At 71.0% G+C, this 26,540-nt stretch carries 23 protein-coding genes; 10 read left to right on the top strand and 13 right to left on the bottom strand.

What is annotated here, in order from left to right:
• Nucleotides 1-30: 30 nt before the first annotated feature.
• Entirely contained in the window at nucleotides 31-303 is a 273-nt protein-coding gene (locus WMF34_RS28555) for a hypothetical protein (protein WP_437989780.1), read from the bottom strand.
• A gap of 113 nt (nucleotides 304-416) precedes the next feature.
• Here WMF34_RS28555 and WMF34_RS28560 point away from each other — a divergent pair, with 113 nt between their 5' ends.
• Nucleotides 417-1,793: a TolB family protein gene (locus tag WMF34_RS28560; RefSeq protein ID WP_437989781.1), complete on the top strand. Its 1,377-nt coding sequence runs from the start codon at nucleotides 417-419 to the stop codon at nucleotides 1,791-1,793.
• Nucleotides 1,794-1,874: 81 nt separating this feature from the next.
• On the opposite strand, the gene WMF34_RS28565 is transcribed toward WMF34_RS28560, so the two are convergent.
• Together WMF34_RS28565 and WMF34_RS28570 are read right to left on the bottom strand one after the other, a co-directional pair.
• Nucleotides 1,875-2,753, bottom strand: coding sequence for a hypothetical protein (locus WMF34_RS28565; protein WP_012238163.1), 879 nt, complete (start codon nucleotides 2,751-2,753; stop codon nucleotides 1,875-1,877).
• Nucleotides 2,754-2,947: 194 nt separating this feature from the next.
• Complete coding sequence (locus WMF34_RS28570) at nucleotides 2,948-6,910, bottom strand: protein kinase domain-containing protein (RefSeq protein ID WP_437989782.1); 3,963 nt, start codon at nucleotides 6,908-6,910, stop codon at nucleotides 2,948-2,950.
• Between the two features lie 137 nt (nucleotides 6,911-7,047).
• Here WMF34_RS28570 and WMF34_RS28575 point away from each other — a divergent pair, with 137 nt between their 5' ends.
• Together WMF34_RS28575 and WMF34_RS28580 are read left to right on the top strand one after the other, a co-directional pair.
• Nucleotides 7,048-8,541: a serine/threonine-protein kinase gene (locus WMF34_RS28575; protein WP_437989783.1), complete on the top strand. Its 1,494-nt coding sequence runs from the start codon at nucleotides 7,048-7,050 to the stop codon at nucleotides 8,539-8,541.
• Between the two features lie 88 nt (nucleotides 8,542-8,629).
• A complete protein-coding gene (locus WMF34_RS28580; RefSeq protein WP_437989784.1) occupies nucleotides 8,630-9,961 on the top strand; it encodes a hypothetical protein in 1,332 nt (443 codons plus the stop codon).
• Between the two features lie 171 nt (nucleotides 9,962-10,132).
• Here the strand turns inward: WMF34_RS28580 and WMF34_RS28585 are convergent, their stop codons facing one another.
• Entirely contained in the window at nucleotides 10,133-10,414 is a 282-nt protein-coding gene (locus WMF34_RS28585) for a hypothetical protein (RefSeq protein WP_437989785.1), read from the bottom strand.
• A gap of 12 nt (nucleotides 10,415-10,426) precedes the next feature.
• On the opposite strand from WMF34_RS28585, the gene WMF34_RS28590 reads away from it, so the two are divergent.
• The 3 genes from WMF34_RS28590 to WMF34_RS28600 all read left to right on the top strand — a co-directional run bounded on the left by WMF34_RS28590 (nucleotide 10,427) and on the right by WMF34_RS28600 (nucleotide 14,721).
• On the top strand, nucleotides 10,427-11,533 hold the full coding sequence (locus tag WMF34_RS28590; RefSeq protein WP_437989786.1) for an RCC1 domain-containing protein: 1,107 nt from the start codon (nucleotides 10,427-10,429) through the stop codon (nucleotides 11,531-11,533).
• A gap of 252 nt (nucleotides 11,534-11,785) precedes the next feature.
• Entirely contained in the window at nucleotides 11,786-12,787 is a 1,002-nt protein-coding gene (locus WMF34_RS28595; RefSeq protein ID WP_437989787.1) for a transposase, read from the top strand.
• A 947-nt stretch (nucleotides 12,788-13,734) separates the two neighbouring features.
• Entirely contained in the window at nucleotides 13,735-14,721 is a 987-nt protein-coding gene (locus WMF34_RS28600; protein WP_437989788.1) for a hypothetical protein, read from the top strand.
• A 496-nt stretch (nucleotides 14,722-15,217) separates the two neighbouring features.
• On the opposite strand, the gene ltrA is transcribed toward WMF34_RS28600, so the two are convergent.
• Nucleotides 15,218-16,537 carry a group II intron reverse transcriptase/maturase gene (gene ltrA / locus WMF34_RS28605; protein ID WP_012233364.1) on the bottom strand — a complete coding sequence of 440 codons (1,320 nt, stop codon included), beginning with the start codon at nucleotides 16,535-16,537 and terminating at the stop codon, nucleotides 15,218-15,220.
• Nucleotides 16,538-17,247: 710 nt separating this feature from the next.
• Between ltrA and WMF34_RS28610 the strand changes: the two genes are divergently transcribed.
• Entirely contained in the window at nucleotides 17,248-18,435 is a 1,188-nt protein-coding gene (locus tag WMF34_RS28610) for a hypothetical protein (RefSeq protein ID WP_437989789.1), read from the top strand.
• An 18-nt stretch (nucleotides 18,436-18,453) separates the two neighbouring features.
• Here WMF34_RS28610 and WMF34_RS28615 read toward each other — a convergent pair whose 3' ends face one another.
• Nucleotides 18,454-18,591: a hypothetical protein gene (locus tag WMF34_RS28615; RefSeq protein ID WP_437989790.1), complete on the bottom strand. Its 138-nt coding sequence runs from the start codon at nucleotides 18,589-18,591 to the stop codon at nucleotides 18,454-18,456.
• Between the two features lie 467 nt (nucleotides 18,592-19,058).
• Between WMF34_RS28615 and WMF34_RS28620 the strand changes: the two genes are divergently transcribed.
• Nucleotides 19,059-20,705: a DUF3556 domain-containing protein gene (locus WMF34_RS28620; protein WP_197539337.1), complete on the top strand. Its 1,647-nt coding sequence runs from the start codon at nucleotides 19,059-19,061 to the stop codon at nucleotides 20,703-20,705.
• A 241-nt stretch (nucleotides 20,706-20,946) separates the two neighbouring features.
• Nucleotides 20,947-21,072, top strand: a complete 126-nt coding sequence (locus tag WMF34_RS28625) for a hypothetical protein (protein WP_269454199.1) — start codon at nucleotides 20,947-20,949, stop codon at nucleotides 21,070-21,072.
• Between the two features lie 174 nt (nucleotides 21,073-21,246).
• Here the strand turns inward: WMF34_RS28625 and WMF34_RS28630 are convergent, their stop codons facing one another.
• The 3 genes from WMF34_RS28630 to WMF34_RS28640 all read right to left on the bottom strand — a co-directional run bounded on the left by WMF34_RS28630 (nucleotide 21,247) and on the right by WMF34_RS28640 (nucleotide 23,692).
• A complete protein-coding gene (locus WMF34_RS28630) occupies nucleotides 21,247-22,194 on the bottom strand; it encodes a hypothetical protein (RefSeq protein WP_157906962.1) in 948 nt (315 codons plus the stop codon).
• Nucleotides 22,195-22,675: 481 nt separating this feature from the next.
• Nucleotides 22,676-22,981 carry a hypothetical protein gene (locus WMF34_RS28635; protein WP_012238173.1) on the bottom strand — a complete coding sequence of 102 codons (306 nt, stop codon included), beginning with the start codon at nucleotides 22,979-22,981 and terminating at the stop codon, nucleotides 22,676-22,678.
• 54 nt (nucleotides 22,982-23,035) lie between these two features.
• Nucleotides 23,036-23,692, bottom strand: a complete 657-nt coding sequence (locus tag WMF34_RS28640) for an FMN-binding negative transcriptional regulator (RefSeq protein WP_437989791.1) — start codon at nucleotides 23,690-23,692, stop codon at nucleotides 23,036-23,038.
• A gap of 268 nt (nucleotides 23,693-23,960) precedes the next feature.
• On the opposite strand from WMF34_RS28640, the gene WMF34_RS28645 reads away from it, so the two are divergent.
• Complete coding sequence (locus WMF34_RS28645; protein ID WP_012238175.1) at nucleotides 23,961-24,437, top strand: helix-turn-helix domain-containing protein; 477 nt, start codon at nucleotides 23,961-23,963, stop codon at nucleotides 24,435-24,437.
• 54 nt (nucleotides 24,438-24,491) lie between these two features.
• Here the strand turns inward: WMF34_RS28645 and WMF34_RS28650 are convergent, their stop codons facing one another.
• From WMF34_RS28650 to WMF34_RS28665, 4 genes are all read right to left on the bottom strand, one after another.
• Entirely contained in the window at nucleotides 24,492-24,734 is a 243-nt protein-coding gene (locus WMF34_RS28650) for a hypothetical protein (RefSeq protein WP_157906963.1), read from the bottom strand.
• A gap of 70 nt (nucleotides 24,735-24,804) precedes the next feature.
• A complete protein-coding gene (locus WMF34_RS28655) occupies nucleotides 24,805-25,347 on the bottom strand; it encodes a hypothetical protein (protein ID WP_437989792.1) in 543 nt (180 codons plus the stop codon).
• Entirely contained in the window at nucleotides 25,344-26,039 is a 696-nt protein-coding gene (locus WMF34_RS28660; RefSeq protein ID WP_437989793.1) for a hypothetical protein, read from the bottom strand. The genes WMF34_RS28655 and WMF34_RS28660 overlap by 4 nt, the downstream gene beginning before the upstream one ends.
• A 109-nt stretch (nucleotides 26,040-26,148) precedes the next feature.
• Nucleotides 26,149-26,472, bottom strand: a complete 324-nt coding sequence (locus WMF34_RS28665) for a 4Fe-4S dicluster domain-containing protein (RefSeq protein WP_012238179.1) — start codon at nucleotides 26,470-26,472, stop codon at nucleotides 26,149-26,151.
• Nucleotides 26,473-26,540: the final 68 nt, after the last annotated feature.

Below are 26,540 nucleotides of genomic sequence, written 5' to 3' on the forward strand. Positions count from 1 at the left end.
CCCTGATACCAGCGCGGACGCGCGCCCGCGCTAGAAGACGCCGCGCATGGCGGCGCCGAGGTGCAGGATCTGGAGCGGCGTGTCCGAGGGCGTGCGGAGGGGGCGGAGCTGGTATTCGAGGACGAGCGCAGGCTGCGCGTCCTCCTCGGGGAAGAGCACGAAATCGAGGCCTGCGCCCGCGTAGAGGAATGCGAGCGCGGCGGCCATCGTCGCGACTCCGAGGACGCGCCCCACGGGCGAGCGCGCGCGGACGAGGGAGCGCGGGAAGGCCTCCTCCAGGGTGGGCGGCGCGGCGGCGCTCATCGCGCGAGCCTATCACCCCTCGCGTGGGCGCCAGAAGGAGCCCTGCTCTTCGAGCGGCTGGCGGCGCAGCGCTCCGGTAACGGGATGAGCGCCCCCTGCCGCGGCGTTCTCCCATGACCATGCACGAACGAACGCAGCGCACCGCGATCGCGTGGCTCCTGCTCGCCGCGTGCACCCCCAGGCCGGCGAGCGACGGCGAGCCCTCTCCCCCGCCCAGCGCATCGAGCGCAGCGGCCCCGGTCCAGTGCGCCGACCCGGCTCCGACCGCCTCCCCTGCCCTCGCGACGTCGCCAGCGCCGAGTGCGGAGCCTCCGACCGCTCCCTACCAGCCGCCCCCAGAGGCAACCGCGGAATCGACAGGCCCGGCCCCGCGCAGGCCGATTGGCACGTTCGACGACTGGGTGAAGGAGTACGCGGGGCTCGGTGAGCCCGAGGCGGAGAAGAGGCCTCCGCGGCTCCGCCGCGCCAAGGAGCTCGCCCTCGCGTCCGGGCGCATCGCCTTCATGCGCTCGGGCGACGTCTTCGCGATGGACCTCGCGACGGGCGTCGAGGCGCAGCTCACGCGAAAGACGCAGCGCAACATCGCGCCCACCTTCCTCGGCGACGGCCGGCGGATCGCCTTTCTCAGCAACCGCGACGGGATGGCCTGGCGCGTCTTCCTCATGAACGCGGACGGCACGGAGCAGCGGCCGATCACCGGCAAATTCTCCGCATGGTACGGCGAGCCCTCGTTCGCCATCTCGCCGGACGGCGCCCGCGTCGCCTACGTCGCCAGGGCGCGCGCGCCGTCGGACGAGGGCCTGGAAGAGCTTCACCTCGTCGAGGTCGCGAGCGGCGACGACCAGCGCATCGGCCAGCCGGCGACGCTGAGCCAATGCACGTTCTCGCCGGGCGGCGACGCGGTTCATTGCGTCGCAGGCGAGTTCGACGCGGAGCACCTCCTCTCGGTGGAAATCGCCACGAGGCGCGTCAGGCGCTTGCCGGACGCGGGCAACCGCATGTTCAGCGCCGCCCGCTCTCTCGGCGATCGCCTGCTCTTCTCGGCGAGCCCGACGGGGGCTTTCTGCTGCCAGCGGTCGCAGCTCTTCACGACCGCCCTCGATGGCACCGGGATCAAGGGGCTCGGCGCGTTCTGGGTGGCGGGCTCGATGCGCCCGGAGGTCTCGCCGAAGGGCTCGCAGATCGCCGTCGCGTGGTCCGTCCGCGAGGGAGGGTTCGGCGCGGATTATCGGAACGAGATCTCGCTGCTCGACGCGAACGGCGGCGCCGAGCGCCCGCTCACCAGCGCGTTTCCGCGCCCCTTCTACAGCGCTTACGAGCCTTCCTGGGCGCCCGACGATCGCCACCTCGCCTTCACGCTCTCGTTATGCCCTTACCTCGGCTGCGAGCCGAGGATTCGAAGCGTCGTCGTCGTCGACACCCGGGACGCCGGGGCCGTGCCCGCGTTCATCGCCTACGGCGGCAACGCCTCGTGGAGCCCCGTTCCCTAGAGAGACGCCCCTTCGTCGACAGCGCCGCGCCGGCTGCTCGGGCCGCCGGCGGTGCTCCTGGTGGACGAGCGTCGCCGCGCCTCAGAGCCCGCAGCTCGGATAGAGGTTGAAGGCGCCGTCCGCGGTGAGCTTCGACGAGATCGACTCCGGGTACGACACACCGTCCGCGTGGCACGTTGCATAACCGGCGGCGTTCGTCGTGCAGTCCGTCTCGTTCGGGAGCGAGCCATTGCACGGTCCGAGGAGGGTGAGCTTGCACGTCAGCGACGAGTCGCAGATGCGCAGCTTCGCGAAGTCGCTCCACAACACAGCGCCGCACGCGAGCTGCGCGCCCTCATCCGCGCAGGCATAAGCGACTTCCTGACCCGGGACGAAGATGTTGCCGAACATGGTCGCGTCCGGGAACGTGTATTGCGCCGGGTTCATCCAAGGCGCGTCCGCGAGGCCAGGATGGTGGCCCACCATGCGGATCGGCACCTCCTCCAGGAAGCCGTTCAAGGTCTGGAGGAGACACGCCGTCACCCAGCGCTGCGGGGACGTGAGGGTCATGGCCTGACTCCGCCACGGGGCCGCGAGGCCGAGCGCCCCCTTGTACACGTAGGAGGACGCGCCCACCACGCCCTTCACCGTCATGTCCGGGCGGAGCGCGCAGCCCACGACATAGTGGAGGAGCTTGCGGCCCTGCGCCGTGTCCAGGAGCGGCGTGCTCGCGAGCTTGCCAGCGCTGTCCGCGAGCGGGGCCATGGCGAGCCGCTGGAGCATCTGTATCGTCCGCGGCTCCCAGAAAAACTCGGGATCGTCGCCGTTGGGAAAGACATACGCCTGCTCGACCGACGCCACATCGTCCTCGGCCGCGATGTCTTCCTCGCTGTCGTGATCCGGCGCCGGTGACACCACGCATCCAATCGCGAACAGGCACGTACCGAGCAGCGCTGTAACCGGGGCTCCCAAGCTCGACATAATTTTCTCCTGAGGCGACGCCGTGCGGCGCGTTCTGACCGGCTATTTCCAGGTTCCGTGCCAGGCAGTCGACCCCCTCCCGCACGGGACGCAGGCGCGCCCTTTCAAGAAAATTTCAAACTATATCCAATATTTACAATCTGGCTCCGGCGCGAAGACGGGCGCCCGGGGGCATCGGATGGAGGCGCTGCCCCTCACCCGCTGATGCCCGGAGCCGCCATCCGATCCAGCTGAGCCGCGAGCCGCGCGAGCCGGGCGCGGAAGCCCGGCGCCTCGTCGAGCTGCGCCGCCGCTTCCTGGAGAGCGCAGGACGCCTCCCGGGTCCGCCCGCCGGCGATCGCCATCTCGGCGCGCATCGAGAGCAGCTCGACGAGCTCGATCGCCAGGAGGCCGCCCCGGCACCGCGACAGCACGTCGTCCCACGGATCGGCGCTCGCGGACGGCTCGCGCGCGCGAAGGCCGTGCTCGCAGAGCACCAGGTGGAGCGCGCGGTAGAACGCCCACAGCGAGGGCGCCGAGGGGTCGGGCGGGCAGCTCCGCTCGATCCACGAGAGGTGGCGGCTCGCCTCGTCGTGGCAGCGCCTCGAGACGAGGATGCGCGCAAGGAGCACGGAGCACTCGGGCGCGGCGTGCTCGAAGAACCGCCGCTCGAGCACGTGCGCGCGGCGTGCCAGCTCCAGCGCCTCCTCCCCGTGGTCGCTGGCGTGGAGCAGCTCCGCCGCGTTCAGCGTCACGTGGCGCTCCAGGACGGGGTTTCCGAGCTCGCGCGCCAGCGCGATGGCGTGGCGCATGTCCGCCATGGCGAGGTCGAGCTCGCGCCGCATTGCCCTCAGCGGGATACGGCACGTGCAGGCGGCGCAGAGGTGAGGCCAGTCCTCGGCGGACGACGCCAGGGCGAACGTCTCGTCGAAGCGGGCGTTCGAGAGGTCGAGCTCTCCCAGCCACATCAAGGCCGGCGACAGCAGGAGGAGCGCGACGATCCTGGTCCCGTAGTCGCCCTCGGCCTCCGCGCCGGCGGCGCCCCGCGTGAGCAGCTCGACGGCCTCGGCGACCCGGCCGCGCCGGAAGCAGGTGCGCCCCTCGGCGACGAGCGCGCGGCCCTCAAGCGCGCGCAAGCGCGCGCCGAGCCGGTCGACGAGCGCGCGCGCCTCCCCGACGCGCTCGGCCGAGCGATCGAACTCGCCCGCCCAGTCGAGCGCGGCCGCCTCCTCGAGCAGCACGTCCGCGAGGGAGGCGTCGTCGCCGAGCTCCGCGGCCAGCGCCCGCGCGGCCGCGAGGTCGTCCGTGGCCTCGCGCGTCCGGTCGACGCGGTAGCGGCTCTTGCCCCGCCCCGCCAGCGCGCGCGCCCGCCGGCAGGCGTCGTCCGCCGCCGCGAACGAGAGCGCCGCCGTGTAGTGCCGGTCCGCCTCGACGTGGCGGTGCCGCGCGAACGCGAGATCGGCGAGCGTGAGGCACGCGTCCGCCGCCGCCTCCCGCGCCCCGCACCCGCCGGCGTGCCGCGCGAGCGGCGCAAGGAGCTCCGGGCGAGGCCCCTCCGCCTCCACCCTGGCCGTGAAGTACGCGAGCGCGCGCCGGTGGATCTGCGCGCGCTCCGCCGGGTCGAGCAGCTCGACCACCGCGTCCTGGAAGACGGCGCTCTGGAACGAATATCGCTCGCCCGCGCCGCGCTCCAGGATCCTGTGCTCGACGAGGGCGCTCAGGCCGTAGCCCGCGTCGATGGGCGTGCCGGCCTCCCCCGCCCGGGCGATCGAGTCCAGGATCTGCTCGAGCTCCGCGCGGGCGAACGCGTCGCCGAGCACCGCGCAGAGCCGGACGCACGCCGCGAGCTCCGGCGAGAGCGCGTCGAGCCGCCGCTCCGCGAGCCATTGCCACGCGGGCGACGGGGGGAGGTTGTCGAGCTCGGCCGTGGCGACGTAGTGGCTGCCGGCGTTCACGCGGCGCTTCACGAGGCCGGCCCGCTTGAGCGAGCGCACGAGCTCCACGAGGCACGCCGGGTTGTTGCCCGCCCAGCGCGCGAGCAGGCTCCGCGTCTCGGCAGGGGGGTACTCCGCCGGCCGCAGCAGCTCGGCGGCGAGCGCCATCGCCGCCGCGTCGTCGAGCGGCGCGAGCGCCGCGCGGTCGTGGCGCTGGGTGCGCGCGCCCCAGGCGCGGCGCACCTGCTCGAAGCGGGGGTGCGCGGCGACGAGCACCCACAGCGCGACGCCGGAGCCGTCGAGCGTGGCGTACTCGAGCGCGTCGACCAGCGCGTCGTCGGCCCAGTGCGCGTCGTCGACGATCACCGCGACCGGCCCGCGCTGGGCGCGCCGGCGCAGCGCCTCGCCAAGCGCCTGGACCACGCCGTGGTGGAGCGAAACGGGCGCGCCGCGCGCGGGCAGCGGCGACCAGCCGAGCGCCGCCGCGACCGACGGCCACGTCGCCTCGCCGAGCGCGGCGCCGAGCCGCTCGCGGCAGAACGCGGCGACGTCCGGCGGCGCCTCCGCGGGCGAGTCGAGGACACGGCCGAGGAGCTCGGCCGCGTCGCGCGCCGCGTCGCCCAGCAGCGGCTGCGCCGCGCGGAGCGAGACCACGAGCGCCCCGGCGTCGCAGCGGAGCGCCGCCGAGGCGGCCTCCGCCGCGAGGCGGCTCTTCCCGAGCCCGGTATCGCCGATCAGCGTGAACAGCCCCGGGCACGTGCCGTCGAAGGCCGCGCGCGCGCTCTCCGCGATCGCCGCGAGGACGTCGTCGCGGCCCGCGAGCGGGACCTCGATCTCGACGGACGGCTCGGCCTCGGCCGAGGCGGGCCGGCCGTCGCTATCCTCGCGCGCCGGCAGGACGCGCTCGATCTCGGCGGAGAGGGCGACGCCCGACCACGGCTCCGGCGGCAGCCAGGTCTCGGGTCGCTCGACGGCGGCGCCGTACGCCGAGACGGCGCCCCGCGCCCTGCGGCGGAGGGTGACCGACGCGAGGTGCAGCGCCGCGCGCGCGCCGTGCTTCCCGGCGAGCTCGCGCGCGGCGGCGAGCGCGGCCTGCGCCGGGTGATCGGCGTCCTTGCCGGAGAAGACGGCCACGTAGCGGCTGCCGCGCTGCCGTGTGATGAACCCCTTGCGGCCGGTCACGGAGGCGATGACGGGCGACGCGGCGGCCGTCGTGTCGGCGACCAGCAGCACGACCGAGCTCCGCCCGCCGGCGATCAGCCTGGCGCTCGTCGAGTCCGCCGGCGCCGCGGCACCGTGGCGCGGCGCGCCCGGCTCGACCGGCGCGCCCTCGCCGCGGCGCGCGCCGCCTTCGCGCGCCGCGGCGAGGGCGCGCCGCAGCGAGGGCGCGTCCGCCGGGCGGCGCTCGCGATCCTTGGAGAGGCACGCCAGCGTGAGCTCCTCGAGCGCGGCGGGCACCGGCGCGAGCTCGCCCGGGCGCTCCGGGCGCAGCGTGAGGTGCGCATGCTCGAGCGAGGCGCCGTCGCCCGCGAAGGGCAGCCGCAGGGTGAGCAGCTCGAAGAGGATGACGCCGAACGCGTAGACGTCGGCGCGCACGTCGACCGCCTCGCCGCGGAACTGCTCCGGCGCCATGTACTCGGGCGTCCCCAGGACCACGCCGCTGCGGGTGAGCAGCTCCTCGCGCGCCGCATCGCCGGGCGTGCGCTCGGAGCGCTTCGTGAGCCCGAAGTCGAGCAGCACGACGCGCTCGTCCGCCGCCCCGGAGCGGCGCTCGATGAAGAGGTTCTCCGGCTTCAGATCCCGGTGGATCGCGCCCTTGTCGTGAGCGGCCTCGAGCGCGGCGAGCACGGCGTCGGCCCGCGCCGCGACCCAGCCCGGATCGGGCGGGGCGGCCAGGGCGGCGAGCTCCGAGGCGAGGGTGCGGCCGAAGAGCCGCTCCATCACGAGGTAGGGGCGACCATCGTCGAGCCGGCCGCACCCGTGGAGCCGCGCCACGTGCGGCGGACCGATGCGCTCGAGCGCGTCGGCCTCCCGGCGGAAGCGCTCTTCCAGCATCGGCGTGGTGGACATGCCGACCTTGACGGCGACAGGGGCGCCGTCATCGTCCGAGACCCCCGCCCACACGATGGCGAAGCCGCCCTGCCCCAGGCGCTCGCCGAGCGAGACACCGGGGACACGCGGCGGAGCGGGCGCGGAGGGCTCGCCGGGCGGCGGCGTCCATCCGTCGAAGGGGCACGGCGCCACGCCCTCGCGACGCCGGTGACACAAAGGACAGCGATGCACTCGGCCTCTCTCTGACGCAGGCGCGCAGGCGCGCTAACGCGGGCGCGCAGGCGCGCGCATTAGCGCGCACCACGCCTATGCTATCGTCGCGGGCCAGCATGGTACACGTCGATGACGACACCATCCCCAGCGCGCCGCGCGGGGTGGTGAGCCCCACCGACGAGACGGTCACCCTCTCGGCCGGGGACGAACCCACCGCGGGTGGCCGGCGCAGCGCCGAGGAGCCCTCGCGCGCCGGAGACTATGTGCTCCAGAGCGTCCTCGGCGAGGGCGGCTTCGGCGTCGTCTACCGCGGCGAGCACGCGACGCGCAGCACGAAGGCGGCGATCAAGGTCCTGCACGCCGAGCTCGCGCTGCACCCTGACGTGTGCCTCCGCTTCGAGCGTGAGGTCGTGGTGATGCAGCGGGTGCGGCACCCGAACGTGGTCGACGTGCTCGACGTCGGCAGGCTAGAGGACGGCCGCCCCTACTTCGTCATGGAGCTGCTCGACGGCGTCAGCCTGGAGACGCACCTCGAGGCCCGCGGCCGGCTCCCGCTGGAGGAGGCGCTCGCCCTCCTGGAGCCGCTCTGCAGCGCGCTCGACGCGGCCCACGCGCAGGCGATCGTGCACCGCGACGTGAAGCCGTCCAACGTCTTCCTGTGCTCGGGCGACATGCAGAGCTGCGGCCCCCGCGTGGTCCTGCTCGATTTCGGCGTGGCGAAGCTGCTCGACGCGCCGGGGCCCGCGCTGACCACGTCGCGGCACGTCCTGGGCTCGCCCTCCAGCATGTCGCCCGAGCAGCTCACGGGCCGCCCGGTCGACGCGCGGACGGACGTCTACGCGCTCGGCGCGCTGGCGTACGCGATGCTCACGGGAGAGCCGCCGTTCGCCGGCGCGTCGTTCCCGGTGCTGCGCCAGCTCCACCTCTTCGCGAGCCCGCCCCGCCCGAGCGCGCAGGCGCGCGTGAGCCCGTCGCTCGACGACGTGGTGCTGCGGGCGCTCAGCAAGGACCCGGCGGAGCGCCAGCCGTCGGCGGGGCAGCTGCTCACCGAGCTGCGCGCGGCCGTCGCGGCGCCGCGGGCGGCGGGCGAGGCGGCCGCGGCGCCCCGGCGCTCGGCCATCGGCATCCACGTGGAGGTGCAGGCCGACCCGGGCGCCCTCGATGAGCCGACGCCGGACCTGCTCGACGACTTCGAGTCCGTCCTGCCCTTCGCGCTGTCCGAGCTCACGAAGGCGGGGTTCTCGACCGCGGTCGAGACGGGCACGACCGCGCTGGTCACGGCCGACCGGCCCCTCGATCCGGCGCGCGACGAGGCCGCGCGCCGCGATGCGCTCGGCGCGGCGCTCTCGCTGAGGCGGCGGCTCGAGGCGCGCGCGGGGCGCGACCGGCGGGTGCACGTCCGCCTCTGCGTGCACGTCGGCGAGCTCCAGGCGAGCGGCGAAGGCACGCTGACGGGCGGCGACTTGCTGGAGCTCTCCGGGTGGGTGCCCGAGGGAGCGGCGGAGGGGCTCTTCGCGTCGCCCGCCCTGCTCGACGGGCTCGGCGTCACCACGCACCCCGCGCCCGTCTCGCCGGGGTCGAGCGCGCTGCTCCGGGTGCTGGACCCTTAGCAGCGGTCGGCTCGCCGCGCGGGCTGAGCCGTCCTACAGAATCCCCGGGGCTTCGCTGATAGCTTGGGAGTCCGACAGGCGGTTTCCCATGGACGATCTCTTCCGCTCCCCCGCGCCGCACCCCGGCGCGACGCCCCCGCACGAAGCGGCGGTGTTCGGCTTCCGCACCGCGCTGGTCGTGATTGCCGCCCTCACCGCGGCGGTCGCCGTGCGCCATGCATGGCTGCCCGACCTCCCCATCGTGGCGTCGGCCGCGCTCGTGGCGACGGTCGCCCTGCCGTGGCTCCTCCGCGCCGGCCGGCGCCGCTTCGGCCCGACCGGGGAGATCGTCGCCTCGGGGGCGCTCATCGCGCAGGGGCCGGTGCTGCTCGCGCTCGCCCTGTACGGCCTGGGCTACCCGCCCGTGCTCATGCGGTGGGCCGCGCAAGGCGATCCAGCCGGCGTGCCGGCCCGCGTGGTCGTTCAGGCCGCCCTGGCCCTGGGGGTCGCAGGCGGGCTCGGCGCCGTCGCCGCGAGCCGGCTCCGCGTCGCGCCGGCTGTGTCCCGTGCCGCCAGCCGCGGCGCGGCGGCCGCGCTCGCCGCGGCGACCCTGCTCGTCGGGGCCGGCGCGGCGCGCTCGGCGCTCGTGCCCGACATCGAGGCGTACATCCGTGCTCTCCCCGTGCTCGGCGCCATAGGCCCGGCCCCTGAGTCGTTCCCCGCCATGAAACACGTCGCGAGCTCGTGGCACGACGCCATCCTGCTGAAGAGCGAGCGCGGCGACGCCACGGCGCGGGTGAAGGTCCAGTGCATCGTGGACACGTGCGACCTGTGGCTCATGGGGGCGTCGGGGACGCAGCTCCCCCGGCTGACGCTCCGGATGAGCGAGGAGCTGCGGCTCGTCTTCCGCCACGACGCCGGCGCTCGTGTCTGGATCATGGACGGCGCTGGCCCTCGGCGCGCCTTCCACGAGGAGTCGATGGAGCCTGCCGTGCTGCGCGCCGGCCTCCTTCTCGGGCCGCTCGCCCTCGGGCGCTTCCCGCTCGCGTGCGCCGCGGCTGGCGCGGCGATCGCAGCGCTCTTCCTCCTGCGCTTCCGGACGAGGGCGCGCCGCGTGCGGGAGCTCGAGGCGATGCGACAAGGCACGCTGGACGAGGACGGCTGGGTGCATTTCGACGACGGCTCTCCGGACGCCCGCGTCGATGCCGACGCGCAGCTCGCCCCTGGCCCGGCGCTCGCGCGGCCCATCGCATCGCACGGCGACGCGGGCGCCTACCGCCACGGGCCGCTCCCGCTCGCCGGCATGATTCAGGGAGAGAAGCGGGCGCTGCTGCGCGCAGCGGCGGGGTCGGCGAGCGGAGCGCTCGCTGCGTCGATCGCGGCGAGCGCCATGTCGATATCGCCGCTGCTCGCGGCGGCGCTGGCAGGGCTCGTGATCTGACGGCCCCGATCACCCTGTACACGGCCCATTGCGGCGCTTGACGGCGTCGACCATGGCGACGGCTTCCGCGCGCAACGCGGGAGGCCGCGGAGCGCAGGCGCCCCTGGATTAAGGTCGGATTAAGGCCCAGCGCGCCGATCGAGCGGCATCCTTGCGATCATGAGCACATCGTCATTTGCCTTCGTTTCGGTCGCTGCCGTGCTCGCCCTGAGCGCGGCCTCGTGTGGCACCAGGGTCGAGGTCGAGCCCGGCGATCCGCCGCCGGTCGACGGCGGATTGCCGCCCACCGGCGATGGTGGATCCTCGCCAGTCGCCGATCCCGGTGATACCGGCGCGCCGGTCACCGAGCCCGAGCCCGAGCCAGAACCCGAACCCGAGCCAGAACCCGAACCCGAGCCAGGACCCGAACCCGAACCCGAGCCGGAAAGTGAGACCACCCCGTTCCCCCCGCAAGAAATGGTTCTCGTGGCCGGCGGCGACAACACCTGCGTCGTGGGCATTCACGGTCACGTCGCCTGCTGGGGAAGCGCCGAGACGGGGCAGCTCGGACTGGGGAGCTTTGTCGATCACTCGACCCCGACCTGGATCCCCGGCCTCGACCGCGTGGTGGAGCTCGCCATCGGCGACCTCTCGATGTGCGCGCGGCGGCTGGACGGCACCGTCTGGTGCTGGGGCATGAACTACCACGGCCAGCTCGGCGTGCCGACCGCCGACTGTCCACGGCTCGGCTACCCTTGCAGCGCCGTCCCGGTGCAGGCGCCGGTCACGGGGGCCGTCGGCCTCGCCGCGGGCGCGCACCACGCCTGCGCCGTGCTGGCGCCGGACGGGGATATCCAGTGCTGGGGCGCGGCGCCGCAGGTGGACGCCACGGGGTTCCACGCGCTCTCCGTCGCGACGGGGTACGGCCATGCGTGCGTCCTTTTCTCACCCGCGCGCGGGCAGGATCCGGTGAACAACGTCGTTTGTTATGGCGACAACGGCGTGGGTCAGCTCGGGCTGGGCCCGGGCCTGGACGTCGCGTCCAGGCCGATCACGCGCGACGGCGCTCTGATCGGCTTCATGCAGCTCGCCGCGGGCCGCGACTTCACCTGCGGCATCGACGCCATCCACCAGCTGTTCTGCTGGGGCCAGAACCAGTTCGGCGGCCTCGGCTGGGGCGTCGATGGCAACGATTCCCCCGAGTGGTGCCCGGGGAACGGGCGTTGCGCGACGCAGCCAGTGCGGGCGAAGATCGACTATGTGAAGCACGTCGCGGCGTACTACGAGCACGCGTGCGCGGTGAGGTCGGGCGGCTCCGTGTACTGCTGGGGAACCCCGTCGCGCACGAGCCCGGCGACCGCCGGGGAGTGCCGGCCGGGGTCTCCAGATTGCGCGCCCGTACCGCGGTTGGTCTCCGGCGTGGTGAACGCGGCCACGGTCGCCCTCGGCAACGGCCACGCGTGCGCGCTCACCGGCGCGAACGACGTCTACTGCTGGGGGCTCGACACGCACGGCCAGCTCGGCCGCGGCCCGGGTGCGTCGTTCGAGGCGACTCCAGTGCGGATCCAGGTCCCGTGGGAGCCGAGGGACTGATTCCGCGCGTCAGAAATCCCGCCAGAAACACCGGTCGATGACGAGCGGTCGCTGGAAACAGTAGCGATTCTCATGGCTTCCGCCTGTTTCGCCGCCGAGGGCGGCTCTGGTGTGGCCCAACGGGGCGCCCTCCGCCGTCGCGTCGCCCGCGGTGAAGGGCCCGCGGCATCACCGATCGGGGTCGGCGCCTGGCCTGGCGGCGCAGCGCCGCGGGATTCTCCTTCGCTCGCCGCCCTGTTGTCGGGCCCCTCGATGCGCTGCCGCCTGTTTCGGGATCTTGCCTGCGTGCCCGCACTCTGCCAGCCCAACGTTGAATTGGCCTGCGGCGCGAAGCGCCGTCAGCTGCGCGCGCTTGCGGCCAAAAGGTCCGACGTCCTCGCGGCGATGGAGCGCACCTTCGCGGAGGAGATCGCCCGCGTAACCACGCGGCTCGCGAGCATCGCATGCGCACGAACGGGCTCGGTCGGGTTCCCTCAGAGATTCGGCTCGAGCTTGAACGTTCACGTCCATTTTCACACGCTGGCAATCGACGGCGTTTTCGAGAAGACCGCCATGGGCGTGCGCTTCCACGATGCGCCGCCGCCTTCAAAGGACGATGTCAGCGAGGTGGCGCGACGGGTGCGCGAGCGTGCGCTTCTTTGGCTACGGCGCCGCGGCTACCTCGACGAGCGCGCGGCCGAGGAGCGCAGCAACGAGACCATCGAGCCCTCCGCGCTCGATGCGTGTACCCAGCTCGCACTCGCAGGTGGAGCGTATCTTGCGCGGCCTTTCGAGCACAAGGACAGTCCCGACGCGGCTTTCGAGCGCCGAGAGCGGCGCTTCTCCGCGGCGTGCGACGGGTTTGACGTGCATTGCGCGGTGCGCATCGCAGCGAATGACGATCAGGGGCGCGAGAGGCTCGTGCGGTACTGCTCCCGCCCGGCCTTCGCACTCGATCGAATCGAGCTCCTGCCCGATGGGCGTATAGCGTCCACCCTGATCTCGGTCTTGCACTGGGGGCGGCTGCTCGAAGGGGAGTTGTTCGCAACGTCGCGCTACGTCGAGTGGGCCGTGCTCATGAAGCGTTCGTTCGGCTTCGATGCGCTCCGCTGCCCGAGATGCGAACGGAGGATGCGCGTGCTTTCCACGATCACCGACTCAGCGGTGGTGCGCCGCATCCTCGATCATCTGAACTTGCCCTCGCAGCCCCGAACGGCAGCACCCGCGCGCGATCCAACGTGGGAACCGATGGCGCTCGGGTTCGACGCGGCGTAGGTGGGCACCCGGCCCGAGCCCGTCATGGCGAACGCACGTCGCGGTCGTCGAGCCAGAGCTGCACCCAATGCACGGCGCGCGGTCCCTGCGACGGGGCGAGCGGGTGTTTGATGCGCGATAGACGGCTCGCCCGGCGCCGTTCCCACGGGGCTCGACACGGCCGAGAGCTCTATGGTTTCCTATCCGCCGCGCGTGGCGCCGCCCGGACCACGCTCTTTCGACCCAGGACCGAGCCATCACGACGCTCGCGGTCCCACCCGTTCGCTCTGCCGCGCTCCACTTCCTCGCGCTGCGATCCGGCTTGATTTGCCTACGCGCTTCGTCTCAGGACGATTCATGTACGAAGGCACGCGCATCACGTCGATGCTCGCGCTCGCCCTGGTCTCGCCGATTTCCGCTCCCGCCATGGCGAGAGCGTCCATGCGCCGCGGCTGCGCGCGCGCCCGTCCAGGCTCGGCAGCCGGTGAGCGCAGGCACCTGGGGCGATGCCGTCGTGAACCTCGCCGAGCGCAACCCCGGACCGACAGGTACGCGCCTGCACGGGTTTCGCGGGCGCGGCGCCAAAGACATTGACCCGCGACCTCAACGGGCCGACAGATCGCCATCGAGATGTCGCCAAAACTTCTCCAGACTGCAAAATTCGTCCCCCGGCGAGGTTGGCGGGTCGGCATCCTTTGCGCGGTCTCGAGGTGCGGTCTCGAGCCTTCTGTCGCACAACGGTTCGAGCTCGACGACGGACGGCAACGACCCGCCGGCGCCCGATGGCCCCGGCGGATCCGGCGGTCGAGTGGGCCCTGCCGGGTCAGGCCGGCATCTCCACCGTCCACGTGAAGCTCGCCATGCCGATCTCACGTGCCAGTGAGCCTCGCCGGCTCACGGCGCAACGGATAGCCCGAGGCAACAACCACAGGAAAGCGAAGACCATGACAAGCGCTTATCATCCCTTGATGCTCCCCCTCACCCTCGCGCTGCTGTCGCCCATGCTCGGCTGCTCCGGCTCGGACGAGGGCGTCCTGGACGACGGAGCGACCAGTTCGTCGTCGGCCTCGGGCGGCGGCGCGACCTCCGGCGGCGGCGCGACCTCCGGCGGCGGCGCGACCTCCGGCGGCGGCGCGGCCTCCGGCGGCGGCGGCGCGACCTCCGGCGGCGGCGGCGCGACCTCCGGCGGCGGCGGCGACGCCGCGACCTCCGGCGGCGGCGTGACCACCGGCGGCGGGACGACCGAGAAGTTCAGCTTCTTCGTGACGAGCCTCAAAGCCATGCGGGAGCTGTCGGGCTCCGAGGACGGCTTCGGGGGCGACCTCCGCTTCGGGGAGACGGGGCCGGGCGCCGGTCTCCGCGGCGCGGACAAGATCTGCGCGACGATCGCCGAGAAGAGCCTCCCGGGCGCGGGCAGCAAGGGGTGGCGCGCGTTCCTGAGCGCCACGGCAGGAGAGGACGGCAAGCAGGTCAATGCGATCGATCGCATCGGCGAGGGGCCCTGGTACGACCGGCTCGGCCGGCTGGTCGCGAACAGCAAAGAGGAGCTGCCGAGCACGCGTCCCAGCGGGGCCGACGAGGCGATCATCAACGATCTGCCCAACGAGGACGGCGTCCCCAACCACCAGGCCGATCCGAGCCAGCCCGCGGTGGACAACCACGACACCCTGACGGGAAGCGACAGGCAAGGGCGGCTCGTCGGCCCGACGGCGACGTGCAACGACTGGACGAGCGCGACAGGCGACAGTGCCTCCGGGAAACCGCGCGTCGGACACTCGTGGCCGAGGAACTTCGGCGCAGCGATGAGCGGGTCCCAGTGGATATCGTCCCACGACGCGCCGGGGTGCGCGCCGGGCGTCTACCTCGTGGAGGAGGGCCCGCCCCAGGACGACTCGCCCACCGTCGGGTCCGGCGGCGGTTACGGCGGGCTCTACTGCTTCGCGCTGACGCCCTGACGCCGGCCCGCCGGCGCGCTCCGCCCCCCGATCAGCCCATTCGCCTCAGGAGGATTCATGTACGAAGGAACTCGCATCACATCGATGCTCGCGCTCGCCCTGGTCTCGGCGACGCTGCAAGTCGCGTGCGGCGGCCAGGACGGTACAGACCGGGGGCCTGGGTTACAAAGTTGACCGGGACCCTAGTACTACAGCCGTACTTGGTCCAAGGTGCGGCTGTAGGCATCAAAATCGTCGAGAAATCCCTGTCCGTCCGCCCGCCTACAGCCGCGGATGAGCCGCAAGTACGGCTGTAGTACTAGAATACCGATCACGTTGAAACCCGGAGAATTTTCACAGGGAGGCGGGGAGGCGGGGAGGAAGAAAAAAAAAATGAATCTCTCGCTCTTGCCGTCTCTCGCTCCCCGGTAGAGTAGCCCCCGGTCAACTACCCCGGGGGCCCTCGCCAGATCCGGACAAGGAGATTTCCACCATCCGGCTCTTCCGCCGAGAGGGCTCAGGGGGACGTCCAGATCTGGACGCGGATCTGCGGCCTAGGCAGCGGGAAATCCCGCAGCAGCTCTTGAAACCGCTTCCAGTTCAGGTGCGCACGCTGGCTCCGCCGGCATAGCCACTTGTGCCATGCCCGTTCGGTCGTACGGATCAGGAGCGCGATGCTCCGCAGGTTCCCGTTGACGCCGAAGTAGTTGCGGTGCCCGACGATGCGCCGTGTGAGCGCGGCGTGCTGTTCCTTGACCGGCCGGTGCCGATGGCGTCGGCAAAAGTCGGCGACGGCCGTGATGGCCCGTCGGAGGCGCGCCTTGCGTGTCTTCATGCTCGGCATCCATCGACCCGCTCGGCTTCGCCGCCAGTAGTGCGTGAAGCCGAGGAAGTCGAAGGTCGCCGGCCCCTTGCCCCCGGGCTGCCCGTTGTCCGGGCGGCCGAAGGGCAACAGGCGGGTCTTGTCCGGATGCAGCTTCAGTCCGTACCGCTCGAAGCGCCGCGGCAGCACCTCCGTCACCCGCTTGGCGTCGTCCTCCCTCTCGAAGCCGATGATGAAGTCGTCGGCGTAGCGGATCAGGGTGGCCTTGCCCACGAGCCGCGGTTGGACCTCGCGCTCGATCCACAAGTCGAGCACGTGGTGAAGGTAGACGTTGCCCAGCAGAGGCGACAGGACCGAGCCCTGCACCGTCCCATCCTCTGGCGCATAAAACTCCGCGCCGTCGAGGACCCCTACATGCAAGCACTTGCCGACCAGCCGCAGCAGCGACTTGTCGGCGACCCGGGCCTGGAGCATCTCCATCAGCTTCGTGCGGTCGATGCTGTCGAAGAAGGACTCGATGTCGGCCTCCAGGATCCATTCCACCCCGCCGAGCAGCATCCGGTTCAGAGCTCGCAGCGCGTCGTGCGCGCTGCGACCGGGCCGAAACCCGTACGAGACGTCTCGAAAGACCGGCTCGTAGATGACCTCCAGCATCTCCCGCACCGCGGCCTGGACGATCTTGTCCTCGGTGCACGAGATGCCGATCGGTCGCGTCTTGCCCCGTTCCTTCGGGATGTGCACCCGTCGGATGGGCTGGTGCCGGTAGCGCATCGACTTCATCCGCGCGTGCAGATCGCGGACGTTGTGCTCCAGGTCCTGCCCGTACTGCTCCTTCGTGATGCCATCCACGCCCACCGCCGCCTCGTTGCGGAGGCTGCGGTACGCTCGCTGCAGCGCTTCCTCGTCGATGAGGTGCGCCAGCGCGAGGAGGACCCCTTCCGGGTCTCGCTCCGCTCTCTCCCTTACCTTCAACAGTCCCGGTGACATGGTGTTCGCCGTCGTGGCAGCGATCATGGTTCCCTCCTGAAGTTCCTCTCGACACGGGTCCCCTTTGCTTGACGGGCTCCGGTGCCCTCCGTTCGCCCGCGTCGTCGCTCGTATGGGACCCTCCGACTCCCTCGTCTCCTTCGGCTTCGGCTCCGGTTCCCCTTGCTGTGGGCCTACCGCGAGGCGGATGCGCCTTTCCTTGCGGAGCCCGCTGGGCTCGGCTGCGAGACACGGGCATCCGCGGCATGTCTCGCCCCGGGGACGGATCACCGGCTCCCCGTCGTACCGGCGTTTCTCGTGGAGAGACGAGGGCCTCCCAGGTGCCTGGGCCGTCCTCTTGCTGCGCGCCGCAGCCAGCTACCCCGCCGGGTGCGTCCCCCTCCCGCCCTTGCGAGGTAGGACGCTGTTGCCTTCAGGCGGGAGAACGCCCTGGGCACCCGGACGTTGGAGAATTTCGTGGCTGGCACGCTGCGGCTCGCTCACTCACCTGCCTACGCATCGCCGAACCCCTCACGGGGTCCGTCGCAAGGTTGGCTTCCGGCTGGTCGGGCGTGACCTTGGCCGGGCGGGATTCGCACCCGCTGGACAGCGAAACCCGATTTCAGAAGCTACCGCTCACTCCTTTCCCTCGGGACCAGCCTTGCCTGGTCGCACTCTCCCCGCCTCCCTGTGAATTCCTGCTTTCTCTCGTGGTTTCAACCCGTTTGTCGCTCTAGGATGCGCTCGAGGCGACGCTCATGAAAGAGATCGGCACGGGTGCGATTGTTGTGGCGACTCTGGCGCTAGCGAGCACGGTTGCCTGCCGGAACAGGTCCGAAGCCATCCCGAGCAGCACCTCGAGTGCGACCCGCGCTCCGATCGTATCGGCGGCTCCCGCGCCTTCCGCCTCCGCGCCGACACCACCGGCAACGCCCGCCCCCGAGGCGCTCGAAGAGAAGGCGCTCGAGAGCGCGCTCGAGCGCTGGAACGCTGCGACCAACGCCGCCGATCGCTCGGGGCTCGAGGCGATGTACGCCAAGAATCTCACCCTGTACGAGCGCATCGTGACACGCGGCGCGGCGGTCAAGGCCAAGCTCGACTACGTCGCGAAGCACCCCGGCTTTTCGCAGAAGCTCGAGAGCCCGAGCTGGAGCGAGTCGGCGGAGCACCGCATCGCCCGCTTTCGCAAGACCTGGCAGAGCCAGGGCGCGGCCCCGGGCAGCGTGGACGCGTATTTGGTCTTCAAGCAGGACGACGGCGCCTGGCGCATCATCGACGAGGGTGACGTGCAGACGGCGCGCAAGATGAGCGCCAAAATCGATACGTTTCGCAAGAACTGGAAGGAGCGCGTCTGGGACTGCCCGCTTTGCAGCGATCCCGAGCTCGGCGACGACCCACCGAGCGCGGGCCCTCCCCTGGGCCCAGACCGCGTGAAAGCGAGCGGAGCCCTGCCGCCGGGCGCCCCCGAGAGCATCGAGTACGGGCGCGCCTACTTTCCGCGTTTCGCCTCGGCCGTCGACGTGCCCCTGTTCCTCACGGCGACCCCGCAGTCGACGAACGGAGACGGACGCTGGTTCTACTACGACGCCCCCGGAGCCGACGCGGGCGCGGCCGCCGGCGAGACGAAACACCTCCTCGAGTGCGCCATCGGTGGCCATTTCTCTTACGGGAACGTGCCGGCGAACGCCAAACCCGATCCCGGTCACGTCGGCGACCCGAAAGTCACCACCACGACGCGGCTTGAAAAGCGCAACGGCGTGCTCAGCTACGAGCGCTACATCTACGCCGCGGACGGCGTGATGAACTTCGTCCTCTGCACCTTCGACCCGACCTACGAAGGGTACTTCTACGCCATCGTGCAGCGCATGGGCCGCTCGATGCGCGCCATCTCCGGCGGGCAGGTGGGGCGCGTCGTACGGGTGTCGCAGCCGTACACGGCCGAATGACGCGAATCGCGAGCTACCTCACGGCGCTGCGGCGAGCTGCTTGGCCAGACGCTGCTCGATCTCTTCCTGGCTGATCCCGAGGACGTCCGCGACCGCCTTCAAGTAGGCGCGCTCCTCCGGGACGATCTCGCCGTCGACGGCGGCCGCCTGGATCAAGAGCCGAAACGCCTCGTCTTGTGCCCCTTTGGGCAGGCGCGTGATCTCCTCCGCCGCCTCCTTGCGCGTAGGTAAAAGAAGCCGGATCGCAGCGCGAAGAAGTGTAGCGCGGCAGAGCGAAAGGGTGGGACCGCGAGCGTCGTGATGGCTCGGTCCTGGGTCGAAAGAGCGTGGTCCGGACGGCGCGGAGCGCGTTACGGGGCGCTTCGGCGTGCCGTGGGGTGGACGTCTACGAGCTGAGGTAATCAGCGGACGCACGCTGGGCCGCGCCTGCGGGTGGTGAGGGAGCTTGGGGTGCTCACCGGAGGGGCTGGAGTGCAAGCGAGCCACAAAAGGGGCTCGCCGGATGGAGTGCAGGCGAGCCGCAAAAGGGGCTCGCCGGAACGCAAGCTCTCCCGCGACGAATGGCAGACCCGCCGCGCGTCGATGTCGTGAGCCGGGGGACGCGTTCGGGTAGCATCGCGGCCGTGGCCCTGCTGCGTCCGCTCGCCCCGCCGTACGATCCGCTCGACTGGGCCAAGCGGCCGTTCCCCGAGCGCGCACGCATGGTCTGCGAGGCGTGGGCGCTGCAGGGCTCCGGCGCGCCGCTCGCCGTCTACGTGCTCCACGCGGTCAAGCTCGCCCTCTATGCCGGCGCCTGGGTCCTGTTCTGCAGCACCTCGCCGAGCCTCGGCGGCCTCTCGACGATCGGCGACTGGTGGCTGCACCCGCTCGCGTTCCAGAAGGCGATCCTGTGGAGCATGCTGTTCGAGGGCCTGGGCTTCGGCTGCGGGTTCGGTCCGCTCAGCGGACGCTACGCCCCGCCCGTCGGCGGCGCCCTCTACTTCCTCCGCCCCGGCACCACGAAGCTCGCGCTGTTCGCGCGCGCGCCGCTCCTCGGCGGCACGCGGCGCACCCCGCTCGACGTCGCTCTATACTTCGCGCTGCTCGCCCTGCTCGTGCGCGCGCTGCTCGCCCCCGCGCTCGGCGCCTCGCACCTCGTGCCGATCGCCGCGCTCGTGCCGGTCCTCGCCGTCGCCGATCGCACTATCTTCCTCGCGCTGCGCGCCGAACACTACTGGACCACCGTCGTCGTGTTCGCGGCCACCGCCGACTGGATCGGCGGCGCAAAGGCGGTCCAGCTCGCGCTCTGGCTCTGGGCCGGCGTCTCGAAGCTCAACCACCACTTCCCGACCGTCGTGTGCGTGATGACGAGCAATAGCCCGTTCGCCCGCTTCGCGTGGCTGCGGCGGCGCATGTACGTCCGCTATCCGGACGACCTGCGCCCGTCGCGGCTCGCGATCGCGATGAGCCACGCCGGCACCGCGCTCGAGCTCGGCGTGCCCATCGTGCTCGCGTGCTCGACCGGCGAGACGGCGATCGCCGTCGGCATCGCGATGGCGCTCGCGCTCCACGCCTTCATTACGAGCAATGTGCCGATGGGCGCGCCGATCGAGTGGAACCTGATGGTGGTCTACGGCGTGTTCGCGCTGTTCTGGGCCCACCCCGGCGCGTACCCGTTCGACGTCGGCCCGCCGCGGCTCGGCGCGCTCCTCGCGATCATGCTCGTCGCTGTTCCGCTCCTCGGCAACATCGCGCCAGGGCGCATCTCGTTCCTGCTCGCGATGCGGTACTACGCCGGAAACTGGCCCTATAGCGTGTGGCTGTTCCGCGGCGACAGCTATCGAAAGCTCGACCGGCTCGTGAAGGCCGCGCCGTGGATCTACGACCAGCTCGACCGGTTCTACGACCACGCCACGTCGGTCGGCCTCGTCGGCAAGGTGCTCGCGTTCCGCCTCATGCACCTCCAGGGCCGCGCGCTGCCGGTCCTGCTGCCGAAGGCGATCGAGGGCCCGCTCCACGAGTACGAGTACCTCGACGGCGAGCTCGTCGGCGGCCTCGCGCTCGGCTGGAACTTCGGCGACGGCCACCTGCACCGCGATGGCTTGCTGCGCGCGATCCAGGACCAGTGCGGCTTCGCCCCAGGCGAGCTGCGCTGCATATTCGTCGAAAGCCAGCCGCTCGGCGGCGCGAAGATGGCGTATCAGATCCACGACGCTGCCTCCGGCCTGCTCGACGCCGGCGAGCTCGACGTGCGCGAGCTGCGCGGGCGCCAGCCGTGGGCGGGCCCGTGACCGACGTGGACGCCGTCGTCGTCGGTCCGCGCAGCTGATTGCGATCCTATGGGCTCGACCAGCTTTCACCGCTATCTAGCCAAGAGGCTGCGACTGCTCATGCGCAGCCCGAGGCGGTCCGCCCATACCGGACCGCCGCCGAGGGCGAAGGGGAGCCCTCTCCTCGAGCCATTCTCGATGCTCGTCAACTCCGCGAGGCGCGGGGCGTATGGGGCACGCCGCGCCGGTGCAAGGTGACGACATGACCATCAAGAAGGATCTGAAGCGGCTGATCCGTCAGCGCCAAGCCGCGACGGGCGAGCGGTACACGACGGCTCGAGAGCACGTGCTGTCGGCGAGATCCAAGATCCGTCAGTCCGACCGGTGACTGCTTATCGCCATGCAGCCACTGCCGCGGGCGATCTCAGCAGAGCCCTGCGATCCGTCCTCACGCCCTCCCAGAATCCCCGGGGAAGCGACGGATCGCAACGGTTCGCCCCCGCGGAATCGTCCCGCCAGAAACACCGGTCGATGACGAGCGGTCGCCGGGGCGCTCCGAAGCTCACCAGCAGTCGCGGGTGCTCCAACCGTTCTGAACCACGGTGGCGCATGCCCGGCCGATGTTGTTCTCGATGAAGGTACGGTTGCTGTTGATCGGCGCCCAGATGTTGCCCACATTGGCGCCGCTACACCCTCCCTTGGAGTTGACTCCCAGGAGGACCCCCGAACGAACGGTGCTTTCTGGAGTGGTCGCCGCGCTGGTCAGGAAGCGCAGCGGCCCGCCCGAATCGCCGGCGCACAGGTGCGGGTCGGCCTGTGGGACAGTCTTTGTGTAGGCTCCGCCGCTCAAGGCAATACCAGAGAAATTTCCCCCCCGAAGCCTGCCGTCGCTCGCCGGCGAGTCTGCGTAACCGTAGGCGGTCCCGATGGTCGAGTCACCGCCTGAGTTCAGATAGGCTGCGTCCTTCTGCACCACGTTCGCGAAGTTCGTGCCAAAATTCAGCGTGGCGACATCGCGATCCGCGTTGTCACCGGTCCATGCTTGCGTCGCCGTATGGTACACGCCCAGGTACGTCGACGGCACCGCCCAGCTTGCCTGCAACTGACAACCACCGGCGGGGTCCGTGATACAAGTCCAGGTGCCGTCTTCGTTCATTCGGTAGGCCGCAAACCACGTGGTCCCGGTATCCGGCGGATTGTAGTTGACGTTCGGCGGATTGGCCGTATCCGGCGTCAGCCAGCGACGAACACAGTGGGCGGCCAGCACTATCGCATCACGAGACACGACCTGCCCGCTGCAGCCGGACATGACCCACTGACTCCCGTCCCAGAAACCAATATCAACGATGCCGCCTGCCCAGCGGTTCGAGACGAGCGTTCCATTCGCCAGCCCTTGTTCCGCTTCATCGAGCTCCATCCCGGCGACCGCCGGTTCATCACCTGCGACGTGGTCGACGCAGGACGTAAGTCCGACCGACAACAAGCCCATCCCTGCCAACACCTTGTTCACTCTAAACATTCATGTCTCCCGTACCTGTAGAGGAGCCGTCCCTCCACGACCGCGACTCGGAGCGCCGAACAGGCTAAAAATACCCTGAATCCAACGAGTTACGAAGCCCGACCGCGCTGCCGGGAAGCAAGCTCCAGGGGCAACGAAGGAAGCGCCTGATGAAGAGGCCTTCCGCCGTACAATCTCCGGGTTCCGTCCCCGCGATCATCATTTCGTCGGGCGCGAAGATCCCGGCGCCCGCTTCGATGCCGCCGGCGTGGAGCCCCCCCGGGAGCGCTTCGAGGAAGCGCCGCTCCGCCCGTGAACGCGGCGCCCCGCGGCCCCCCGGCGCTCGGCTGGAACGGCGGCGGGGAGCGGCCCCCGCAGATGCCGATCGTGGCGCGCAACCGGACACGTGAGCGAACGTCCGCTGGGGGCTCGAGCTCGGGGCAGGAGGGGGTCAGACTGACGACTGCCACACGGGAAGACGTTCCTGACCTCGTCAGTCCACAAACCCGTGGCGCACCAAAGCCTGCTGGTCATCAGCGGAGATGCATGGGCTCAAGACGATGTTATCGTCGAAACCGTAGAGGACCCACCTCCCGTTCACTGCAGCACGCCAAGCGCCTTTCATTCCCTCGACGCCGAGCCAGGTAAGTACACGATCGTGATAGTCGGCCCTGTGCTCGACCAGGATCTGTCCGGGATCAAACGAGCGCAGGCGCCCCTTCTGTGGGAGCCGCTCGAAGATGCGCTGGGCATCCTGAAAGTCCCCTCGGATCACTGCATCGACGTACTGCTTCGTCATTTCCTGTCCGGTCGCGAGGATCGTGGAGGTCGCGAGCGCGCGAAGCCTGACGGCTCAGCGGGGGCGGGCGCGCTCCATCACCTCCGCGAGCGCGCGGTCGTCGGGCGTGCCCCGCGCGCGCAGCCCGGCGATGGCGCCGTCGCGATCCTCGGGGCGGCGGTTCTGCGACAGCTTGAGCTTCGCCTCGATCCGCGTGATCTCCATCGAGAAGCCGACGATCGCGGGGAGCAGCGCGGATCGCTTCTCCGGCGAGAGCTCCGCGAGGCTCCAGGGCTCGGGCTGCCCGCGCTCGTTCACGTCGGAGAGGCGCGCGAGCAGCGCGAGGAGCGCGTCGTGGTCCTCGATGGCCCGCGGCGCGCCGTGCGCGTGGACGACGGCGTAGTTCCAGGTCGGCACGTCGTCGCGCGAGGCGTACCACCCGGGCGAGATGTACCCGTGCGGCCCGCGGAAGACGGCCAGGACCGGCGTGCTCCCGTCGAGCGCGCGCCGGATCGGGTTGGCCCGCGCGACGTGCGCGAGCAAGGTGCCGTGAGGGCCGCTGTCGCGCTCCAGAAGGAACGGCAGGTGCGCAATCATGGGCACGCCGTCCTCCCCGGGCGCGATGAGCATGCCGAAGGAGTGCGCGTCGATGAGATCGTGGAGGTCGGCGAGGTCGGGTGCCTCGAAGGCTCTGGGGAGGTAGATGGATCGCGGCGCGCCCGTCGTCGTCATGAAGGCAGGGTGTACCACCGCCCGCGCCGACCGCCCTCGTCGACCCGACCAGCACGATCGGGGCGACTCGATTCGCTCGTTCTTTGAGCCGTTTCTCTGGATTCAGGGTACATCATTCTGTTTTTTTGAGACGATTCTTTGGTTCACGCCTGATATTAGCCAGATTTCTGTCAACAATATCTTGTTGGAGCCTCCATCCACCTGGAAATCAGAAGTTGTTGTCTAGATTCTGTCGACATTTGTCTGGTTCTTTGGCTAGGATATCTCGATGCCCCTGGTCCCCACGCCCCCTGTCGCCCCGCGCGGCTACAGCGCCGTCGAGCTGGCGCGCGCCGCCGGTGTCAGCACCGGCACGATCAAGCACTGGTTCGCGGAGGGTCTGATGGACAAGCCCGCGTTCCACGGCCGCCGCACGACGTACGGCCGCGAGCACCTCGTGCGGGCGCTCGCGATCAAGAAGCTGCGCGAGCACAACCTGCTGCTCCCGGAGATCAAGCGGAAGCTCGCCGCGATCCCCCTCGAGGAGCTGGCGAAGGAGGTGCTGCCGCCGGAGCCGCCCGAGAGCGCAGCGCCCGGCGCGGGAGAGCGCGCGGACACGGAGGAGCTCGGCCGGGCGTGGCGGCGCGTGGAGCTGATGCCGGGGCTGGAGCTGCACGTGCGCGCCGACGCCGGCGCGGTGGTGCACCGGATGGCGGTGGAGATCCGCGAGAAGTACGGGTGTGAACGCGAGGAAGGGCGGCGCTAGCTGGCCGCGCGCTTCTGTGCTCCCAGCGCCATCATCGCGTCCCAGAACATCTTCTCATACGCCTGAGCCGCTCCAGAAATCGCGCCAGGGCGTGTCCCCGAAGCGCTGGAGCATCATCGCCATCGAGCGCAGGTCGCTGAGCACCACGTGGTGCTGGTGGCCCGGGAAGGCCCTCAATCCCTCGACGGTGACCTCTCCCCGTTCGATGGCGTCCGGATAGGGGTGAGCCCTCAGCTGATCGTCGATGCTCCGGAGCTCTTCGCGAATGTCCTTCACCAGCGCGGCCGCGGCCTTCATGGATGCCTCCTCGTGATCGCGCGCCATCCTACTACCGCGTCGCGGCCGCGATCCCACGACCTGCAGCGCGCTACCCGCGGGCGCGCTGCCCCGCTTGCGACCCCCGCACCCGCGCGATGATCGCGCCGGCGACCTCGTCGGCCGACCTGCCCCTGGGAAGCCAGCGCTGCGGGATGTTATGGGAGCGATCGTCCTCGCGGATCACCAGCGTGATCGGCTTGGCCGGCGGCTGCAGCTCCACGGACTCGATGCGATCGAGCGGCACGGTGACCTCCCGCGCGCCACGGAGCGGATGCATCGACGGCAAGGTGATCGATCGAGGGCCAAGGACGATCCGGAACTCCTTGAGCGCCGCAAACCGCGCGGCGGCGAGGACGCCGAGCGCGCAGAAGGCCCATGAAAGGATCGCCAGCACCGCGTAGAAGACGTCGGCGCCTCCGGGCTCGAAATGGAGGATCCCGTTCAGGATCAGGCCGCGATCGTTCGTCTGGGCCCGATGGGTGAGGACCGCCGCGCAGACCGCAAAGAAGAGGGCGCCCAGGAGGAGCTCCGGGTAGGGACGGCGGAGCGGGATCTCGAGAGCGTCGTTCGCCGCGTGTTCGCCCGCCTTCATCGATAATCCTCTCCGCTGGCGGAAGCCGCCTCGTGCAGCCGCACGGCCAGGACCTCCGCGTCGAGCGCCGCCTGGTGCTCGGTCAAGACGAAGGTGTCACCGTCCCGATGGGCGGCGACCCAGGGCAGCGCCCGCGCGTCGCCGATCACCTTGTCCCGGCTGCCGACGCGGACGTAGACGCCCCGCCCTTCAAGGCCGGCGCAGAGGCTCACGCTGCGGATCTGGGCGGCGGGGAGGGTGACCGGAGCCCCGTTGGCGGTGAGACGGACGGCATCGGCCGAGATCGACTCGAGGCGGACGGATTGACCGTGACGAGGATCGCGGAAGACCGAGATGTCACGCCGGAGCGCGAGGCCGACGCCGATCGCGCCGACGCCATAAAGAGGCCAGGCGAACCAGGCGAGCGACGGCTTGAGCGCGGGCAGCGCAGCCCCCCACAGCGCGCCGGCCGCGACGAGCGCGGCGGCCACGATACAGAGGCCCACGCCGGCGCGGATGCGACGGATCCTGCCGAGGTCCTCGATCGACGTCCCCAGCGCCATGAGCGCCAGCGCAGCGACGCCCAGCCCCGCCGGAGACGCGAGGAAGGGAAGCACGCCCTTCGGGCCGGGCGGCGCCATGCACGCGAGCGCCGCACAGCAGAGCCCGATGCACATCGCGCGCGCCTGGAAGCTGACCGGTGGGCGGAGCACGTGGAAGAGAGGCTCATGACATCGCGGCGACTCTGGGCTGTCAATGCCCCGCGGCCACCTCCGCCTCTCCTCGTGTCGCTCGTCGCTATCGGCTGCTCCCGAGGCGCGCTCAGGTTTCCTCCGGAGCGCGCTCCTTCGCGCGATCGTCGAAGAAGCGCGCGTTGATCTCTCGGTAGCGCTGCCATTCGGCCGGCAGCTCGTCTTCATCGAAGATGGCGCCCACCGGGCACTCGTTCTCGCAGGCGCCGCAGCAGATGCACGACTCGGGATCGATGTAGAGCTGGAGACCGGCGAGGCGTGTCTTCCGCTCTCCCTCGGGGATGCGCGAGATCTCGTCCGCCGCGAGCGGGCCGTGGATGCAGTCCACGGGGCAGACAGGGACACAGGCGGTGTCACACGTGGCGACGCAGGGCTCGGCGATGACGTAGGCCATGAGGGTTCCTTTCCTTCTCCGTGGCGCGCGGTCGTCCGCGCGCTCTCCTCTCCTTCCCTCGGCAGGGA

It is taken from the genome of Sorangium sp. So ce145 (genome assembly GCF_051525985.1).
Taxonomy (GTDB): Bacteria; Myxococcota_A; Polyangia; order Polyangiales; family Polyangiaceae; genus Sorangium; species Sorangium cellulosum_B.